The organism is Brevibacillus sp. JNUCC-41 (assembly GCF_014844095.1).
In the GTDB taxonomy this organism is placed as follows: domain Bacteria; phylum Bacillota; class Bacilli; order Bacillales; family DSM-1321; genus Peribacillus; species Peribacillus aracenensis.
This window is the reverse complement of record NZ_CP062163.1, coordinates 3,003,120-3,021,641: the sequence shown is the minus strand read 5'-3', so window position 1 is coordinate 3,021,641 and position 18,522 is coordinate 3,003,120. Positions and strand designations below refer to the sequence as shown.

At 39.4% G+C, this 18,522-nt stretch carries 21 protein-coding genes; 9 read left to right on the top strand and 12 right to left on the bottom strand.

What is annotated here, in order from left to right; all coding sequences use genetic code 11:
• Positions 1-10: 10 nt before the first annotated feature.
• A complete protein-coding gene (locus JNUCC41_RS14690) occupies positions 11-1,222 on the top strand; it encodes a M20 family metallopeptidase (RefSeq protein WP_192203644.1) in 1,212 nt (403 codons plus the stop codon).
• Positions 1,223-1,250: 28 nt separating this feature from the next.
• Here the strand turns inward: JNUCC41_RS14690 and JNUCC41_RS14685 are convergent, their stop codons facing one another.
• The 3 genes from JNUCC41_RS14685 to JNUCC41_RS14675 all read right to left on the bottom strand — a co-directional run bounded on the left by JNUCC41_RS14685 (position 1,251) and on the right by JNUCC41_RS14675 (position 4,006).
• Positions 1,251-1,958: an EcsC family protein gene (locus tag JNUCC41_RS14685; protein WP_342615246.1), complete on the bottom strand. Its 708-nt coding sequence runs from the start codon at positions 1,956-1,958 to the stop codon at positions 1,251-1,253.
• Positions 1,959-2,061: 103 nt separating this feature from the next.
• Positions 2,062-3,270: an ABC transporter permease gene (locus tag JNUCC41_RS14680; protein ID WP_192203643.1), complete on the bottom strand. Its 1,209-nt coding sequence runs from the start codon at positions 3,268-3,270 to the stop codon at positions 2,062-2,064.
• Entirely contained in the window at positions 3,263-4,006 is a 744-nt protein-coding gene (locus JNUCC41_RS14675) for an ABC transporter ATP-binding protein (protein WP_192203642.1), read from the bottom strand. Before JNUCC41_RS14675 ends, JNUCC41_RS14680 begins: the two co-directional genes overlap by 8 nt.
• 659 nt (positions 4,007-4,665) lie before the next feature.
• Between JNUCC41_RS14675 and JNUCC41_RS14670 the strand changes: the two genes are divergently transcribed.
• From JNUCC41_RS14670 to JNUCC41_RS14650, 5 genes are all read left to right on the top strand, one after another.
• Complete coding sequence (locus JNUCC41_RS14670) at positions 4,666-5,088, top strand: HIT family protein (RefSeq protein WP_192203641.1); 423 nt, start codon at positions 4,666-4,668, stop codon at positions 5,086-5,088.
• A gap of 266 nt (positions 5,089-5,354) precedes the next feature.
• Positions 5,355-6,458 (top strand): 3-phosphoserine/phosphohydroxythreonine transaminase, encoded by a 1,104-nt coding sequence (gene serC / locus JNUCC41_RS14665; protein WP_192203640.1) that lies wholly within the window; start codon positions 5,355-5,357, stop codon positions 6,456-6,458.
• Between the two features lie 126 nt (positions 6,459-6,584).
• On the top strand, positions 6,585-7,103 hold the full coding sequence (locus JNUCC41_RS14660) for a tryptophan transporter (RefSeq protein WP_076367276.1): 519 nt from the start codon (positions 6,585-6,587) through the stop codon (positions 7,101-7,103).
• Between the two features lie 595 nt (positions 7,104-7,698).
• A complete protein-coding gene (locus JNUCC41_RS14655; RefSeq protein ID WP_192203639.1) occupies positions 7,699-8,061 on the top strand; it encodes a YtxH domain-containing protein in 363 nt (120 codons plus the stop codon).
• 189 nt (positions 8,062-8,250) lie between these two features.
• Positions 8,251-8,829, top strand: coding sequence for an HTH-type transcriptional regulator Hpr (locus JNUCC41_RS14650; protein WP_034314691.1), 579 nt, complete (start codon positions 8,251-8,253; stop codon positions 8,827-8,829).
• 2 nt (positions 8,830-8,831) lie between these two features.
• Here the strand turns inward: JNUCC41_RS14650 and JNUCC41_RS14645 are convergent, their stop codons facing one another.
• Entirely contained in the window at positions 8,832-9,158 is a 327-nt protein-coding gene (locus JNUCC41_RS14645) for a DUF1878 family protein (RefSeq protein WP_192203638.1), read from the bottom strand.
• Positions 9,159-9,347: 189 nt separating this feature from the next.
• On the opposite strand from JNUCC41_RS14645, the gene JNUCC41_RS27280 reads away from it, so the two are divergent.
• Together JNUCC41_RS27280 and JNUCC41_RS26745 are read left to right on the top strand one after the other, a co-directional pair.
• On the top strand, positions 9,348-9,932 hold the full coding sequence (locus JNUCC41_RS27280; RefSeq protein WP_353618248.1) for a DUF3267 domain-containing protein: 585 nt from the start codon (positions 9,348-9,350) through the stop codon (positions 9,930-9,932).
• 108 nt (positions 9,933-10,040) lie between these two features.
• Positions 10,041-10,223 carry a hypothetical protein gene (locus JNUCC41_RS26745; RefSeq protein WP_034314696.1) on the top strand — a complete coding sequence of 61 codons (183 nt, stop codon included), beginning with the start codon at positions 10,041-10,043 and terminating at the stop codon, positions 10,221-10,223.
• 111 nt (positions 10,224-10,334) lie between these two features.
• Here the strand turns inward: JNUCC41_RS26745 and JNUCC41_RS14635 are convergent, their stop codons facing one another.
• Together JNUCC41_RS14635 and JNUCC41_RS14630 are read right to left on the bottom strand one after the other, a co-directional pair.
• Positions 10,335-10,418, bottom strand: coding sequence for a YjcZ family sporulation protein (locus tag JNUCC41_RS14635; protein WP_034314699.1), 84 nt, complete (start codon positions 10,416-10,418; stop codon positions 10,335-10,337).
• Between the two features lie 183 nt (positions 10,419-10,601).
• Positions 10,602-10,685, bottom strand: coding sequence for a YjcZ family sporulation protein (locus JNUCC41_RS14630; RefSeq protein WP_141242671.1), 84 nt, complete (start codon positions 10,683-10,685; stop codon positions 10,602-10,604).
• A 199-nt stretch (positions 10,686-10,884) separates the two neighbouring features.
• Between JNUCC41_RS14630 and JNUCC41_RS14625 the strand changes: the two genes are divergently transcribed.
• Positions 10,885-11,751: a peptidylprolyl isomerase gene (locus JNUCC41_RS14625; protein WP_192203636.1), complete on the top strand. Its 867-nt coding sequence runs from the start codon at positions 10,885-10,887 to the stop codon at positions 11,749-11,751.
• Between the two features lie 59 nt (positions 11,752-11,810).
• On the opposite strand, the gene JNUCC41_RS14620 is transcribed toward JNUCC41_RS14625, so the two are convergent.
• The 6 genes from JNUCC41_RS14620 to JNUCC41_RS14595 all read right to left on the bottom strand — a co-directional run bounded on the left by JNUCC41_RS14620 (position 11,811) and on the right by JNUCC41_RS14595 (position 18,512).
• The gene (locus JNUCC41_RS14620) at positions 11,811-11,993 is read right to left on the bottom strand and encodes a sporulation YhaL family protein (RefSeq protein ID WP_370662518.1); all 183 of its coding nucleotides are present in this window, start codon (positions 11,991-11,993) and stop codon (positions 11,811-11,813) included.
• 99 nt (positions 11,994-12,092) lie between these two features.
• Positions 12,093-13,031, bottom strand: a complete 939-nt coding sequence (gene yhaM / locus JNUCC41_RS14615) for a 3'-5' exoribonuclease YhaM (protein WP_192203634.1) — start codon at positions 13,029-13,031, stop codon at positions 12,093-12,095.
• 178 nt (positions 13,032-13,209) lie between these two features.
• Positions 13,210-13,908: a (2Fe-2S)-binding protein gene (locus JNUCC41_RS14610; RefSeq protein WP_192203633.1), complete on the bottom strand. Its 699-nt coding sequence runs from the start codon at positions 13,906-13,908 to the stop codon at positions 13,210-13,212.
• A complete protein-coding gene (locus JNUCC41_RS14605) occupies positions 13,901-14,725 on the bottom strand; it encodes an ABC transporter ATP-binding protein (RefSeq protein WP_192203632.1) in 825 nt (274 codons plus the stop codon). The genes JNUCC41_RS14610 and JNUCC41_RS14605 overlap by 8 nt, the downstream gene beginning before the upstream one ends.
• A gap of 318 nt (positions 14,726-15,043) precedes the next feature.
• Positions 15,044-15,451 carry a hypothetical protein gene (locus JNUCC41_RS14600; protein ID WP_228467336.1) on the bottom strand — a complete coding sequence of 136 codons (408 nt, stop codon included), beginning with the start codon at positions 15,449-15,451 and terminating at the stop codon, positions 15,044-15,046.
• A gap of 31 nt (positions 15,452-15,482) precedes the next feature.
• The gene (locus tag JNUCC41_RS14595) at positions 15,483-18,512 is read right to left on the bottom strand and encodes an ATP-binding protein (RefSeq protein ID WP_192203630.1); all 3,030 of its coding nucleotides are present in this window, start codon (positions 18,510-18,512) and stop codon (positions 15,483-15,485) included.
• Between the last annotated feature and the right edge of the window lie 10 nt (positions 18,513-18,522).

Sequence of the window (18,522 nt, the reverse complement as noted above, 5' to 3'; positions counted from 1 at the left end):
GAGGCGCAAAATGATACAGCGATTACACAATCTTCTAGATGGTTCATATGAAGAAATGGTTTCCATCAGACGTTATCTCCACCAACATCCCGAGCTTTCTTTTCAAGAAACCCAAACGGCTTCCTTCATCGCTGGATATTATAAAAAAATTGAAATCGAACACCGGACGAATGTAGGCGGTAATGGTGTTATTGCCAAGATTACAGGCAATAAGCCTGGTAAAACCGTAGCTTTGCGCGCTGATTTCGACGCCCTGCCCATTCAGGATGAAAAAGAAGTTCCCTATAAATCTTCCGTACCCGGGGTAATGCATGCGTGTGGACACGATGGCCATACAGCGGCACTCCTTGTCCTTGCAAAAAATCTGAATGATCTGAAGGATGAGCTCGAAGGTGAATATATATTTATCCATCAGCATGCTGAAGAATATGCTCCAGGAGGTGCCAAACCGATGATTGAGGCTGGCTGCCTTGATGGAGTGGATGTAATTTTCGGCACCCATTTATGGGCCACGATCCCTACCGGAACAGTCCAATACGCTTATGGACCCATTATGGCCGCTGCCGACCGTTTTGAAATCACCATTCAAGGGCAGGGCGGACATGGAGCCCAGCCGCATAAAACCCGTGATGCAATCGTAGTCGGCTCCCAGCTAGTCATGGCCCTACAGCAAATCGTAAGCCGCCGCCTTAACCCAATAGATTCTGCAGTCATTACCGTCGGTTCCTTTGTAGCGGATAATGCCTTTAACGTCATTGCGGATAAGGCTAGAATAATCGGGACCGTCCGCACTTTCAAGGAGGATGTCCGTTCATTCATAAGCGAAGAAATGGAGCGGGTTGTTAAAGGAACCTGCCTAGCTGCCGACTGCACTTATGAATATCAATACTTTCAGGGTTATCCAGCTGTTATTCCACATGTTGAGGAAACTAAATTCCTCATCGAAAGCACTGAATCCGTCAAGGAAGTTTTGTTTACAGAGGAAATTGACCCGGATATGACAGGTGAAGATTTTTCTTATTATTTACAAAATGTGAAGGGTACATTCTTCTTTACGGGGGCCAAGCCCAAAAATGAACATACATATCCGCATCATCATCCTTTGTTTGACATCGATGAAAAAGCGATGCTCATTGCAGCCAAGATATTAGGCACTGCAGCTGTAACCTATCACAATAAGAAACAATCATCGCAAAAGGGGAATGAATCTTTATTACGGTAATGAGTAAGGGACGGGTTCTCCCCGTCCCTTACTCTTTTAGAAGTCTGATTCGGTAACAATTGACAGCCGTCTCCCCAAGTTGTTCCAACAAATGATGGTTGGCATATGCACCGACAGCTGCCCCAAACCCTGGGACTAGCTGGAACATTTTGATGACATCGATGTGATCGCGATATTCCTGCTGAAATTCTTGCCAGTCTATTTCCGGCCATTTCCCTGATTCCCATTCTTCTATTACCCGTAATGTTTCCAGTTTTTTTTCCTCACTCGAAAATGCCATCTGAAAGATATGGAGTATGAACAGGCGTTCCTCATATTTATTTGGATCAAAACCATATATACGGGATATTTCGAATAATAACTTCATCTTGATGCTAAGCAGTAAAGGGAAATCAGCCAATCCAATTAAAAGCCCTGCCGCTCCTGTTCCCACACCTTCTATAACGGCCGTTTTCCGATAGGCCGTTACAGTTTCCGCAACCCATTCTTCTTTTTGCTGTAAGGATAGAAGCACTACATTTTTTTCTTTAGACATATATTTTGAACCTGATAATACGGCCTCAATCATCCCTTTAATACTATCAGTAATCATTTTGTGCACTCGGTCTGGGATATAACTATTCATTTTGATTTGCGCCTTTTTGGACATCCGCTCAAGCTTGCCGGATTTCTTGGCTACTTTCTTTTTCCAGGATATTAGTTCCGATAATGCCTTTTGTCCATATTCATCCATCATTTAACACCTCCGTTAAATATGTATATACCACATATGAGGCTTTTAGTTTCAATTTTCATTTCTTAAAAGAAAAAGCTGATTTTATGAAAAAATCAGCTTCTGTTTAAAAGTTTTTAATTTTCTTGGCTGCATAAATTTTAAAACCGAGCAAGAAAACAAGCCCCATTGCCAAGGCGGCTAAAGCGGACATCCATTCCCCTTTCACTAGGAGGATCAAACCGAAGACAAGGTCCTCAAATAATAAGAAATAAGAAATTAGCTTTATGACTGCAGATTCTCTCATTTTTGCTGGCAATGGATACAATGAGACCCATACCTTCCATTCATGAGCCTTCCATACCGGCAGCAGTTGCAGGGCTGTCATGAATAGGAACATGAAGGTTACAATCAAATGTGCCCATATGTTAGTGAATACACTTAAAATCACTGACCCAATGATAGTCAATCGAAAACAAAGTCCCACATAATCATTCGATCGCAACAGAGTACGGGCATAAAGATAGGTATACGTTGATTTTTCGCCATACGGAATGAATGATAATAGCCAGTCCATCCATTTCCTTCTTGCTACCTTTCCTTTCAAATGAGGAACATCAGTAAACATGTTTGCTATTCGATAGAAAGAATTCATCCTCTTGTTTTCCAGCTCCACCAGCCGTTCCCACTTAAGCACAAATCCTTTGGTTGCGCCTCGGTAATACATGTAAAGTCCTAACAATAATAAAAATGTTATAAGTGCAAACAGTATATTTGCCCTCGAACAGATGAAATAAAGAATCACTCCGTTAAGTAAAAAGCGGATGAAAGAGTCCCAATGGCTCACTGATGTATCCTGATATTTCAACACCTGCCAACGCATGGTTAAATTCAAGAACTTCAAAATAAGCAAAACGACAAGGATGATTCCAAGGTCAGTACCTCCTGCACCCGTGACCTTCGAATACATCGGAATGGATGCAATGAGGACGACCAGAAGAATGAACCCCTGCATGACCCAACTTAATATCAGTGAATTCTTGAAATAGCTACGCAACTTCGTTTCAAGCGGAAGCAGGAATACCGTATCAGGTTCTTTCAAAAAAGTATTGATCGGGCTTCTGGTCACAATGATCGATAAAACAAAGGCCATGATCAATTCAGCAGGGAAATCACTGTCCAATGTCTTCACCCAATCACTGTAATAATAGGCCAAACCACCAAGAACCAATACCATGACAAAAACTAGATGGCCATTAAAAATATAGCGCAGATATTTTTGCGTTTCATTTATATAGCCTAAATATCTTTCCTTCCAGAGATTTTGACTATTCATGACCGATTTCTTCTTTCGTCAACTGAATATACAAATCATCAAGAGTTGCCCCCGGCATGGAAAATTGTTTGCGAAGCTGCTCAAGATCGCCTTTTGCCCGAATCTCTCCATTATGCAGGATGATGAAAGAATCACAATACCTCTCGGCTGTCGCCAGTATGTGTGTGGACATTAAAATTCCCGCTCCGCTCTCTTTCATTTTCCTCATCAAATCGAGCAGGGATTGAATGCCTAATGGATCAAGACCTACGAAGGGTTCGTCGACGATATATAATGACGGCTGTACTAGAAAGGCGCACATTATCATGACCTTTTGCTTCATTCCTTTTGAGAAATGGGCCGGAAACCATTTAAGCCTTTTTTCCATATGGAATTCCTTTAATAGAACGCCCATCCTTTCCTTATATGTGGCTTCCGCCAAACCATGTGCCATGGCCGTAAGCTTTAAATGCTCCTCAAGTGTAAGCTCATCATACAAGATTGGCGTTTCTGGAACATAAGTGAATTGTTTCCGATATGTATCCGGGTCCTGGGCAAGAGTTTTTCCATGAATCGAGACACTTCCGCCTTTCGGCTCCATAAGTCCGATGATATGTTTAATTGTCGTACTTTTCCCAGCCCCATTGAGCCCAATTAACCCCACTAGCTCATTTGGTTGAATGTCAAAACTTATTCCCTTTAAAACGGGCGTTTTCGTATATCCGCCCACTAATTGCTTTATTTCCAATAAGGACATATAAACGATCCTTTCTATATAGAGGTTCTTATTTCCATTTTATCAAATTCTCCTGCTTTTATATAGTCGAGTGTTCCCGGGACTGAATTTCCATAAATAACTAATTATATTTTCCCTGCTTTGTGGTCATCATAAATAAGGAAGAAGGGGTTAGTCATTACGTGTGATTCACATCATATTGTAAATGAGGTGTCAGTTAAAGACGTATTACACTGAAATACCCAAATGTTTTATTACAAATGATTTACATCATATTGTAAATGAGGTGTCAGTTAAAGACGCATAACTGAATTAAACCAGAAGCTTCATTAAAAAAAATCGTTTCGAGCAAGGAGATGGTTCTCTTGCACGTAAAAGCAGAAAAATCATTCAATAATTATCAATTATGCTTTGAAAGTTGATGAAACTTTAAAGATATAGGAGATGGTTGCTTTGAATGGAAAATCTCTAATCAGATAATAACCATATTTTACTAAAATGTAGATGAGGTGTTTGTCGCAGAGAATTTATGCTAATGCGAATTTTGAAGCAAAAACCCCTTTTTCAACAGGCAGGGTGCAACTTATGTTGCATCCTGTTTTTATGATTTTTCCTTTTCCCAGGGATTCAAGCTATGGTACGATTAACCAAATACATTAATTTCTAAAGGGGCGTTTTTAATGAGTGATTGCATTTTTTGCAAAATAATCAATGGGGATATCCCAAGTTCCAAAGTTTTCGAAAATGAACATGTATTGGCCTTTCTCGATATCAGTCAAGTAACAAAAGGCCATACGCTGGTAATACCAAAAGTACATAAGGAAAACCTTTATGAGTTGACACCTGAGATTGCCAAGAACCTTTTTGAAGTGGTGCCGGAAATTGCCCGTGCCATGAAGCAGGAATTTCAACCTGTAGGCCTGAACGTTCTAAATAATAACGGTGAAGCCGCAGGACAGTCCGTTTTCCATTTTCATATGCATTTAATTCCTCGGCATGGTGAAGGAGACGGATTTGGGGCTGTTTGGAAAACGAATACGAGCGACTATACACCAGATGACCTGAAACAAATCGCCGACTCCATTGCACAGCATTTAAAATGAGACCGTGGTCAATGAAGGTTTCTTTTTCCTCTCGTTATATCTTTTAAAAGGATCGTCAATTGAACGCTAGCTCACGCTGGTTGCATGAAAAACAAAGATCCCGATTTGGTCCTCACTCAAAGTGGAGGACCTTTTTGCATTGGCACATCATTAAAACGAAATCTCCCCTAAAATTCTAAATTTTCCTCCTATTGAATTTAGTTTTCTGGTAGGATATATGAATAGTCCCAAATACTTTATCGCATAGTCGCATAGGAGGAAAAAAATTGAAACGTGCACGCAATTTTAACGCTGGGCCAGCCGCCCTTCCTTTAGAGGTTTTACAAAGAGCCCAAAACGAGTGGTTGAATATTGAGGATTCAGGTATGTCGGTCATGGAATTAAGCCATAGAAGTTCGGAATTCGAAAAGATTCATAACCATGCCATTCAATCATTAAAAGAACTCTTGGAAATTCCTGAAAATTATGAAGTTCTCCTGCTTCAAGGAGGAGCAAGCCTACAATTTTCCATGATTCCCATGAACATATTGAATGATGGGAAAAGGGCAGATTATGTCCTAACTGGTTCTTGGTCGGAAAAGGCATTAAAAGAGGCCAAAAAGGTTGGTGAAACGGCTGTTGTCGCTTCATCCAAAGATGAAAAATATACGTTCATCCCTAAAGTCGAAGACATCCAATTGAATGATGATGCTGCATATCTTCATATCACAAGCAATAATACGATTTACGGAACGCAATGGAAGGACTTCCCGGAAACAGGTGGCATTCCTTTAGTAGCTGATATGTCAAGTGATATTCTCAGTAAAAAAATTGATGTTAGAAAATTCGGCATCATCTATGCAGGTGCACAAAAGAATCTGGGGCCATCGGGAATCACGGTCGTTATCATCCGTAAAGATTTAATTACGGATAATGACAAAATCCCATCCATGATGAACTATTCTATCCATTCGAAAAATAACTCTTTATACAACACGCCTCCGACATTGGCCATTTACTTATTGTCCCTTGTGTTGGATTGGGCAAAAGAACAAGGCGGCGTGGAAAAGATTGCAAAAGCCAATGAAGAAAAAGCAAAAGTCATTTATGATGCCATCGACGGCAGCGATGGTTTTTATAAAGGCCATGCCCTACCGGACAGCCGTTCATTAATGAATGTGACGTTCAAGCTTCCATCCGAAGAAGCTGAAGTACAATTCCTTAAAGAGGCAAAGCAAGCCGGATTCGTAGGACTGAACGGTCACCGTTCCATCGGTGGATGCAGAGCATCCATCTATAACGCTGTCCCTTTATCCCATTGCCAGGACCTTGCGGATTTCATGAAGGAATTCCAGGAATCGTATAAAGCGAAGGAAGCTCAAATCCTTTAATTCAAACAAATATAACTTCTAAAAAAATAGGACTTATGATATACTATTTTAAACTTCTTGCAACAAGCAATAGTGCATTGTTGAAGAAAAGATGTTAGTTGAGATGAGAATAGGAGAGATGAGTAAATGAAAACGAAAACCCTTGTGTCACTGTCCCTATTAATCGGGATTGGGGCTGCCCTGCATTTTATCGTGCCTGGATTCTTCCTTGGAATGAAACCGGATATGATGCTGTTGATGATGTTTTTGGCGATTACCCTGTTTCCCGCGAAGAAGAATGTTTTCATTGTCGCCTTGGCTGCTGGAGCCATCTCTGCCATGACGACTACATTTCCTGGTGGACAGATTCCAAATATCATAGACAAATTGGCAACAGCCTTTCTGTTTTACCTTTTATTCATCAGTCTTAAGAAGTTTTCAACATCCGTTGTCACCGTTAGTATCTTGACTGCCGTAGGAACAATGATTTCCGGCGCTGTCTTCCTTGGTTCGGCTTATTATATCGTTTCCCTTCCAGGGCCTTTCGTTGCACTTTTCGGCGCTGTTGTACTTCCTGCCGTACTGTTAAATACAGTTGCGATGGTCATCATTTATCCAATTGTGAACGGCATCGTAAGAAAATCAAATATACCCATTAATGCTTAAGCAGCAGGATCATCATACCTAAAAAGGCACCGGAATATCCGGTGCTTTTTTTCCAATCTTATGAATCTGGAACTCTAGTCAGAATCATCCTTCATCGGTCATTGAATCAATATCCACATAAACCAAATGAAAAGCAGTAAAACCCCGGGGAGGCCCATAGCGAAGGCTCTAGCCTGGAGCACCCTCTTAGGCGGATAGATGCCAGGAGTTTTAGCTCGCCTTAGAAAATACCCCATTCCGCACACGCATACCAGACCTAATAAAAAAATGATTTTCATTCTTTACCCACCAGTGCCATCCATGTTCCGACAGCTTGTTTTTATTATCTATATGCTGCTCTTCCCTTTATATGAAGCATTATTAATAAAGCTTCAAGTTATTTTTAAATATTATATATTTACTCTCTAAGTTTAAAAAAATATTTTTGTGATATAAAGATAAAATGGTCGATACTCTTCCATAAGGATGAAAATTATGGTATTTTGATATCAATAGTATTTCTCTCCCTATTTATCATAATTTCCAATTGATGCTTTTTTCAGCAGGGATTCAGACCATGGAAAGCGAAAACATAATATAAAATGAGGTGATCCTAATGAATGCAAAATCATTACTAATTGGCTTTTTGACCGGAACAGTAGTAGCTGGTGCGGCAACCTTACTTTCAACACCAAGTTCAGGTAAAGACCTACGGACCCGCATCAAAACGAATACCGAAGATATTAAGAATACAATTGATGAGTTAAAGGTAAAAATGCTAAATATTAAAGATGACACGATGGAAGCTTCACAAATCAGCAAAGAAACGGTAAAAACGTTCATTTCGGATGTTCAGGTCGTCATCGAGAACTGGAAGCGGGAAATTGAACCCAATAAAAATGAATTATTGAAGAACGTTCAAGAAATTGAAAATTCATTGAAAGAATTGGAAGCGGCCACCCCTTCTTCAAAAAATTAATAGCTGACATCGTCACAAAATCTTGATTCTCCATTCTTCCCAATAAATTACATGGTTTATTGGGAAAGAATGGAGAATTCATTAAAAAACTAAAATTTTCTAAAAATTTTGCAAATATTTTTCTTTATTAATTTTTATTTTATTGTCATAATAAATATATAGAATCTTATAAGTAGGTGAGCCCATAATATGCAGAATAAAAATTATTCTATGAAAGAAGCAATGATTTTTAGTCAACGAATTGCACAATTAAGCAAAGCATTATGGAAATCGATTGAAAAAGATTGGCAGCAATGGATCAAGCCCTATGATTTAAATATCAATGAGCATCATATTCTTTGGATTGCCTACCATCTTAATGGCTCTTCCATTTCTGATGTTGCAAAATTTGGGGTCATGCATGTTTCTACGGCATTTAACTTTTCAAAAAAATTAGAGGAACGCGGATACTTAACATTTTCCAAAAAAGAAAATGACAAAAGGAATACGTATATAGAGATCACGGCAGAAGGTGAAAAAATCCTTCTTGATTTAATGGAGACATACGACCCAAGCAAGAACTCTGCTTTCTCAGGTGCACTTCCACTGCGTGAGCTTTATGGCAAGTTTCCCGATATGATTGAAATGATGGCCATCATCCGTAATATCTACGGTGAAGATTTCATGCAAATCTTTGAACGGTCCTTCGATAATATTGATCAGGAGTTTACTGACGTGGAGGGTAAAATCACAAAAAAAAAGATAGAGAAAGAAACTGAGCCAGTTTAATCTCATACTCTATCCATTTCCCTCATGAATGATACATATAAACCTTGTGAGAGGCATGCATCAACGCATTCCTTTATGGTTATTTTTGAATTAATATTTCTTTCAAATTGATTAAAAAGCGGTCGAAAGTTCATATACCCTTCCGCTTTTTCTATTTCATAGCGTTTGCTCAAGGTATCACATGTTTTCAATAATTCTTCCGCTTCCTTCTTCGTGAAATTTTTTTCCACAAATAGATAGTCCAACTTGGCCTCTGGATTGCGTATCAGGTTTAATAAAAGCCGTTGATGAAAACGGAGTATTTCTATTTCTTCATTTATATTTTTCATAAATCACTTATCCCCAATCGATCATTCAATTTATCATAAGAAGGCATATGACCCAATTATTGATTTTTCATACTCAGGAATCCGTCAGATCCCTGGTTCAAAACCTGGCCTTTAACGCCCTTAGCTTGCCAACACATTATCTTAAAGTTAATCCAAGAATTTCATTGCTTTTTCCATCCATTCATCGTAATGTATGTAAGTATATTAAAACAGCTTTGGAGGGCTGATTTCGAAATGAATTCGTGGAAAACAATTGACGTGGCAAAACAATATGGCAGTTGCCGTCTGATCTTTTTTGCAGTTTTTACTATATTGTTGTCTTTTGTTCTGATCTATACATTATTAAGTGTCTTTTTAACTCATGTTATTTTGTATGGCGATCAAACAATGGTATTTTTTAGCCTATTGCTCTTATTATATCCTGTTCACAAACTATTACACTATTTACCTTTACGATTATTATGCAAAAAAGTAAAAACTTCTTGGTCCTTGAAGTGGAACCTTGTGCTTACATGCAAAGTCAATGTACATGTTCCTATTCGAAAGCATCTTTATCTTTTGACCCTTGTGCTGCCTTTCGTCATTATGTCTGTCATATTGATTGGTTGTGCCCTTAGTTTTCCACATTACATTCATTATTTCACTATTTTATTATCCCTGCACACCGGATTATGCGTATCGGATTTTATTTATATAAAAAACCTGATTGGTTCCCCAAGACATTCTTTTATCGAGGAACATCTCGAAGGATACGATATACTTATTCAAAAGTGATTTCTTATTCATTCATAATGATGTCCAATAAGATTTTTATGTATCTTTTTTCATTATAATTTGGTATCGTATTTATACATGAAGTTTTGCAAGGAGGGATTTTAGGTTTTGATCTCGTTCTGGTTTATTATTTTTGCTATTTTGATCCTTTATAATATTAATAGAATGACAAACTCTTTATGCATTCAAAAGGAAATTGCTGAAGACCGGCAGCCTAAAGTATTCAGGACCATTAATGTATTAATTACTATTATGTTATTATCCTCCTATATTGAAATTTTGTATACGTAGAGATGAGCAACAAATGATTGCCATCATTTGTTACATACATTGGTGATATCCGGGGCATTATCCACATAAAGAAAAAGGGCGAAGCAACAGCTTCGCCTTTTGTTTATGAGTTTATAACCAAGAAGCTCCAATGATGACTAACAGGATGAAAAGAACGACAATTAGAGCAAAGCCTCCACCTATTCCTCCAGACATTGATCTTCCTCCTTTCCATTCTTAAGTAATTGTAATTTCATGCACACCCTTAAATCCGCCAAAAGGAATCCATTCCTTTCTAAGCTTGATATTCACTTCGTCTTTATGTTGAGCGGCTACCATATCCTATTCAACTCCATGACAAAAGGAGTGGGCTCTTTCCATTATTAATTTTGCAGCCGATTAGAAACAGGCTGATCCTACAATTATTAATAATATGAATAACACCACTAACAAAGCGAAACCTCCGTTAAATCCATTACCCATTTTCCTACCCCCTTTTGTTGTCCTCGATTTATCATATGTAATGGTTTATTATGTGGGTAGGCGTTCACCCATTTTCAAAAAAAATCTTATTCTTACACCAATATATTATTTTTTGTAAAGTAACCAGAATATGTTATAGTTAATTTTGTGGAAATACGAAAAATAGCAAATCAGAAACTTAAAACTAGGAGTTGTTTTTATGAAGAAGTGGGCATTATCGATTGCTGTTACTGCAGGGCTGATCGGACTTACAGCATGCAACAGCGACAAGGAAGCAGTCGTGGAAACTAAAGCGGGGGATATAACTAAAGAGGAATTTTACAATGTAATGAAAGACCGTTATGGTGAAACCGTTCTTCAGGAACTTGTTTATGAAAAAGTTCTCTCTGAAAAATATACAGTAACTGATAAAGAAGTTAAAGCTAAAACGGACGAACTTAAAGAGCAAATGGGTGAAAATTTCGAAACGGCCCTGGCCTCTTCCGGATATAAGAGCGAAGATGATCTTAAACGCGCACTTAAAATCGGCATGCTTCAAGAAAAAGCAGCCGTTGCCGATATAAAAGTTAAAGAAGCTGATGTGAAAAAAGCTTATGAAGACTATAAACCACAAATCAAAGCGAGACATATTCTAGTGAAAGACCAAAAAACAGCCAACGAAGTTAAAGCTAAATTGGACAAAGGCGAAGATTTCGCTAAACTTGCAAAAGAATATTCAACAGACACAGGCACAGCTGAAAAAGGCGGCGAGCTAGGCTGGTTCGGACAAGGTGAAATGGTTCCTGCATTTGAAGAACAAGCTTACAAAATGAAGAAAGATGAAATCAGCAAGCCAATTAAATCCGATTATGGCTACCACATCATCCAACTTCTTGATACAAAAGAAAAGAAACCATACAAAGATATGAAAAAAGATCTTGAATATGATTTGAAAGTCGCTCAGATTGACCAAACTAAAGTTCAGGATATTTTGAATTCAGAAGTCAAAAAAGCGGACGTGAAGATTAAAGATAAAGATCTGAAAGATGCCATCACTTCTGGTGACGCAACCAAGGCTGAAAAATAATTGGATAGTAAAAAGCGACAGGCCTTTGGCCTGTCGCTTCTTTTTTCTCATCATTCAAGCTACGCTCCCTGATTTATATCCTTTTTACGCCTCTCACGCTCTTCTTCCATACGTTCAATGTACTTCTGACCTTCCTTCTCAATCCATGCATCATCTATAAGGCGTTCCTGCCTAGCTGTCCAAATTGCCATGACTGCACTGACGATTATTCCAATAAACACGAACCAGATCCAAATTGGCATGTCCATTCCCTCCCAAAAAATCTACTATTCATTTACTAGAGAATATGCGTGAACAAAAAAAATATGCTTCTTTCTCCATCGAGAAAGAAACATATTTCATTAAAATGTTGGTTTATAGAATGAACGATTATCGAGCGCAAAGACTCTTTCCGTAAATTCACCCGGTTTCACTTTTTCTAATGCCCGGTCCATCATATTTATCTTGGCATCCATATTATCAATATAATGCAGCACTTCCGCTTCCCTCACCATTGGCGGTTTTGGACTGCCCCATTCCGCTTTACCATGATGACTTAATATCAAGTGCTTGAGAATCATGATTTCTTCCGCTTCAATGCCCAATTCCTCTGCAGCTTTGCCGACTTCATTTACCATGATGGTGATATGCCCCAACAAGTTCCCCTCCACTGTATAAACAGTCGAAACAGGTCCAGATAGCTCATGTACCTTTCCAAGGTCATGGAGAATGACTCCGGCATACAATAGATCCTTATTGAGGGAAGGATATAGGGTTGAAATGGCCTTAGCCAGCCCTAGCATCGATACAACGTGATAGGCCAGACCCGACATATACTCATGGTGGTTCTTGGTGGCAGCAGGAAACGTCAGGAATTCATTCTGATATTTTTTTATAAGATGCCTAGTCACCCTTTGGATATTCGGGTTCCTCATTTCAAAAATGAATTGAGTGATGGTTTCCATCATTTCTTCCTGACTTATAGGGGCCGTTTGAATTAAATCGGCTTTTGTTACCCCATCAGTGTCTGAAGTAATTCTGATATTACGGATTTTCAATTGGCTGCGTCCTCGATAATTCTGGACTTCCCCTTGAACTTTCACCGTAGCTTCCGCACTGTATGTTTTCTCGTCAGCCTCGGAAACATCCCATAACTTTGCCTCGATCTCCCCGGTTTTATCGCACAAAATCAATGTTAAAAATGGCTTTCCATTACTTGCCACCGCTTTTGTACTCGTTTTAATGTACATATATATATCTACTACTTCACCAATTCCGTAGTGTATGATCCCATTTCCCATGCGACTGCCTCCGTTCAATTAAATATCAACATTATAACATACCAATCTCGTTAGTGCGTTTAGTTTTCGTTAATAAGTGATAGACAATGGACAAGAAAAAGCCTAAGCTGACCGTCTCTTATCACTCCACAAGAAAACCAGGCTTGACCCCAAGCCTGGCTCTCCAATCAAATCTATTTCAACAGTTATTATTCGGACAATACGCACATTTTTCCTGACCTTCAATTCGGTAATATAAACAGCATGTCACCCGTTTATAAGGATTCATGGACGCAGGAACACTTTTTTCCCCAATGAACCGTTTAAAGGGCGAATGCGTTTCAATATTCAGCCATACTTCATCTTCAAGCAGTATTTCAATGTCCTTTTCAACCCGCATCTTTATATCTTCCTGCTTCAATAACTCACTATACATCCATACCGTATAACTCCAAATATTTTCCCAGAGCACTAGCTTCGATATTTTAGCAGTTCCGGAAAAGAAGCGAATGGCATCTGCACCAAAGCTGCTTAATATGGAATGGAGGGCAGATGTGCTTTCTTTTTCCGTGACATTGCTCCACCTGTTAGTTTTCATCCAAAAACTCGGGAGCCAATGTTCATCTTCTGGATCATCCAAAACTCCAATTTCCTGAAGTGTGCCTTTCCAGATAAGCCGATGTTTGCTGAACATGTAAAATTGTGCCGTGACAAAAAAAGCATAGCGTCTGAACCACATTGAAATGGCTATCCTTGATGTTTCAGCACCAGTCCGGGCTTGTGCATACTGAATAAGCTCATCAGCATGATTGAAGGTCTTGGAAACTTTCGCTTCATCTCGAAAGGAAATGCGATATCCCTGCAGCTCTTTTTCAATAGCGGGTGGTAGGTTATGCATTGGCCAGCGCTTTTACCTGACTTCGGGCGTAGCGGCCTTTACCAAATGGGACACACATGGGACTGCCGAAAATCGGATCACAAGAAATTTGACATTCCATGCAGAATACATGCTGTACCAATTCACGCGTGATGATATCCTCTGGTCGGCCTTGAGCATGTATCGCCCCATCTTTAAGTGCCACCAGATTATCCGCATAACGGCAAGCTAAATTCAAATCATGAAGCACCATCACGATCGTTCGGTTCTCAGACTCATTTAAGTCGAACAATAAGTCCAAAATCTCGATTTGATGGGTCATATCAAGATATGTAGTCGGTTCATCCAACAAAATGACGTCCGTATCCTGAGCCAGCGTCATTGCTATCCATGCCCGTTGCTTCTGGCCTCCCGATAATTCATCGACTGCCTGATCCTTTAAATCAGTCAGGTTCGTCGCTTCAATCGCCTTTTGAACTTTTTCTTCATCTACGGAACTCCACTGTTTCAACCAGCTTTGATAAGGATACCTTCCTTGTTTAACAAGTTGATAGACTGTAAGTCCTTCAGGAGCAACCGGGGATTGTGGAAGAATCGCCATCTTTCTTGCTACATCCTTCGATGACATGGTCGAAATCGCTTTGCCTTCGAGCAAAACTGAGCCGGATTGAGGTTTTAACAATCGGGCAACAGACCTTAGCAGTGTTGATTTTCCACATCCATTAGCACCGATGAATACGGTGATCTCCCCTTTGGGTATTTCTATATTCATATCATTTATAATTAATTTTTCACCATAACCGAGCGATAAAGACTGTGTGTTAATAGATGGTCGCATTAAAATACTCCCCTTTTAGTCTAATAATACTAGTTTAATGAAAATGATTCTCACTGTCAATCTTTTAAAAATATAAACCAAAAAATCCATCCATGTCCCATTCCTCTTAAAGGATTCATTAAAGTGAATACCCCATTAAAGATATGAAGTTTCCTTTGGAAACATTAATGTAAAAAGCACATTATATTAACTTTCCATATCATTTACCACTTTCTGCAGCTTCCGAACTATTCAATAGTCCATTCTCCCCCTCGACCCAAACTCTATCGGAATTTCCGTTTAGCGGAAAATAAAAAAACCCTCCATATGGAGAGCCTTTTAACCGACCCGCAGGCGATTTGTACAATGTTCCAGAGATTCATCCCTAATGATGGCAAACAAATCCTGAAACGCGAAAGGAATTAATCCTTCTGCAATATTCCATGCATTGACCTCTATTTGATAAAGGATTTCTGATTTTCCTGTAGTGTATAGCTTCTCACTAAGCACAGCAAGTTCGGGATCCAATGCGTGGCCCAACTCATGTGTGAGGATCACCCATGAGTATTCCTCAAGCCTTGCAAGCGAGCCTAGGGAGCGTTCACATTGAATTTCGATATCTCTCTCATATAAAGTGATGCTATGTCCTTTGGCAGAATATTTTCCCCCAACACATCGTTCACCAGGAAACTCCTTTTCGATTATTAGCTCCAACGAAGAATCATGGTGACTTACAAACTCATTCATTTTCAATGACTTCACTCTCTTTATTTATAGTTTATAACCCATTATATTTCGGGATGAACAAATCATTCATATCTTGGCGCAATACGGGGCTGGATAGACGAATCACTTGGTTTTCGCTAAAGTACTCCATTATATATCGGTGACAAGTAAAAAATAAAATTTGCCGTTTTTCCGAAACCTTTTCCAATAACTTGAGCATCCGTTTTGTCCTTTCCGCATCAAAATTGACGAAACTATCATCGATGATGAGAGGGAATGAATCATTTTCAAAAGTATGATCAGCAAGTGCGAGCCTTAGGGAAACATAAATTTGCTCTGCTGTCCCGCGGCTGACCTCTTCAACCCTGAAACTCAAACCATCACTGCGCTGTACCCAAATGCCTTCTCCCGACTGATCAAGGATGATTTTATGATAGCTTCCATTCGTTAAAAAGGAAAAATGCCGCTCTGCATCAGCGATGACCTTCGGCAGGCGTTCCCTTTTATATCGGTCCAAGGTTTTATTCAATAAGCTTTTGGCTATTGCCAATTTCGCCCATTCCTTCGCCTCTTCGTTAAATGCAGCTTTTTCTTCATAAAAACGATGAAGTAAGTCATCATAAATCCCTGAAACTTCAAGCTGTTTTATCTTATGCTTCGCATCCGCCTGTTTCTCTAATAAAAGGGATTTCACCTTTACAGAATCCTTACGTTTTTCTTCTAAATTTTCAAATGTATACGTGTTGATCCCCTGTTTTAAGTAAGTTTGGATTTGTTCAGGCAGCATTCTGGATTGCCCAATTTGAATGGTGATCAAATCAAGCTGTTTTTGTAAAGCAATTTTCTTTTCGGACAATGCAGCGTCTTGCCTGAACTCTTCCTCGTCCTTGACCTTCGCTAACTTAAAAAGCATTTCCATTTCTGAATCAAGATAGCCTTTTTCCATCGTCAACTGCTCGATTTCGTTCGTCAAATGACTCCGTTCCTGCATCCATTGTATTAGTTGAACGGAGTATTCAACCGCTTTATTCATTTCCCGTTTCAATAGGCCAATCGCTTCCCGCCATGTGGATGGTTCAAGATCAAGGCTGTGTGCAAAGTGAAATAAAGCCTTCGATTTACCCTCAAATTCTGCATGCAGAAAATTATGCATCTTGATGGCTTCATATTTCCTATCAACGGCTTCCTTCCATTTCTCAAGAAGTTCAAATACAGATTCAAGATTGATTTCCATTCCGGGATAAGACAGGCCCCAACCGCTTAAGATGCTTCTCACTTCTTTATCCAATCGGTCCCTGCTAGCTTCCCAAGTAGCATATTCCTGAATGGTCGATTCAAAAGCTTCCTCCCTTTCTTCATATTTAAACATTTCACTTTCAAACCGCCTTTGAAGACGTTGGTCCATTTCAAGCAACCTACCCATCGACTCTCCATCACTCACTCGATTGGTTTCACTGCCAATTGCCGCCCTTTTCCTTTTCATCTCATCCAATTGCCTGATATATCCGGACAATGTACCATCACCTTTAAAGAGATGCCTGGAAACCGCAAACAGACCAGCCATGGCTAGAAGTATAATCCCCAACAAAATCTGTTCACTGAAATAACTTCCGATTGCACCTAAACAAAGAAGTACTATTAAACTGCCATTCATGATAAGCGAACGCTTGCGATTATGCGCTTCCTTCTTCCTCTGTAAAGCCAATTGCTTTTCAAGCTCGAGTATTTGTTCATCAAGGATAAGGGATTGTGCCGCTTCAAATTCGATGTTATTTTGCTTATTGTATAAGGACTCCAGCTCGATTCTCTTTTCATCTGGCAGTAACTGGGCCTTTATCTCCTTCAAGCGGGATTCTGCAGTTTCCAGACTATCCTTTTGCAGTCCATATTTCTCGTCAAGCTGTTTTTTATCATTTCGGAGTTGATGCTTTTCCCTCTCGGCCCTTTTCACCTTTTCCTTCATGAATGTACTGATATCCAGTTTTCTTATTTCATCATCAGAAACATCCAAGAATAATTCCTGCTTCACCTTTTCAATATTCTTTTCTTCCAACAGCCTTTCGTGTTCCGCTTTTCTTATATCCAGCTCAAGCTTCTCCAGCAATGTTCCTTGATCGATTGCATGTTCAATCTGCTCTTTATGCTCCTTGATGAACGGATTGATTTCGATTTCCGTTAGTTTCACCTCAAGTTTTTCCATTTTCTCAGTCAATGCCGCAAGTTGGGCTTTCAGGGGCATTCCAACTGCCTGAAACTGTTCAAGTCTTTTTAAGCCATCAATAGGAAAACTTACATCCGGCATTTCACTTATTTCTGTTTCAAGTTCCCGCTGTTCTTCAACCAAGGGTTTAATTCGCAAAAAAGTGCTCACGTTAACAAGGTTTTCTTCAATCTCTTGAATATCTAACGTGACTTTAGAAAGCTCCTCCTTAAGTTTCGCTTCTTCCTGAAGTAATGCCGTATATGACTGCTGCTCTTCTTCCGATGCTTTCACCTTTTTCTGCAATTCCTTAAGTTCTTTCAATCTCACATTCAGTAAAGGTTTTTGGCCTGAAGGCTTGAACCTTAAATCGAGCTCCTTTTGCAATTTCGTTTCGGCTTCAAGAAGTTTATCATTCCCAATCAGCCCAGCTGAAAGCAGATATTTGCTCATGGTCCCTTCACTTAATGTATGTAATCCCTGCAGACCTTGAAGGTCGAAAGAAAAAATGGCTTGGTAATAGTTTTTATCAACGCCATGGAGAATCTCATTCAATTCTTCCTCGCCGCCGACCCTTCCATCCTCGAAGGTCAATTTTACATCACCAGCAGCCTTTCCCTTCACACGCTCAATGACGATTTCCCCATCATTTTTTGTTATGAGACTGAGCCTTCCCCCATATTTGGCATGCATTTTGGGCTCGTAACGCGGTTCGTTTTGAACCTTTGTCGGAAAACCAAACAGCATACTATGAATGAAGGACATGATGGTTGACTTGCCCGATTCATTTTCCCCAAAGAAAACCTGCAGCTGTCCCAATTCAGGAAAACGCTGATTTTCCAGTTTGCCGTAACCATAAACATGGAGGTCTTTAATAATCAAATCCGTTCCT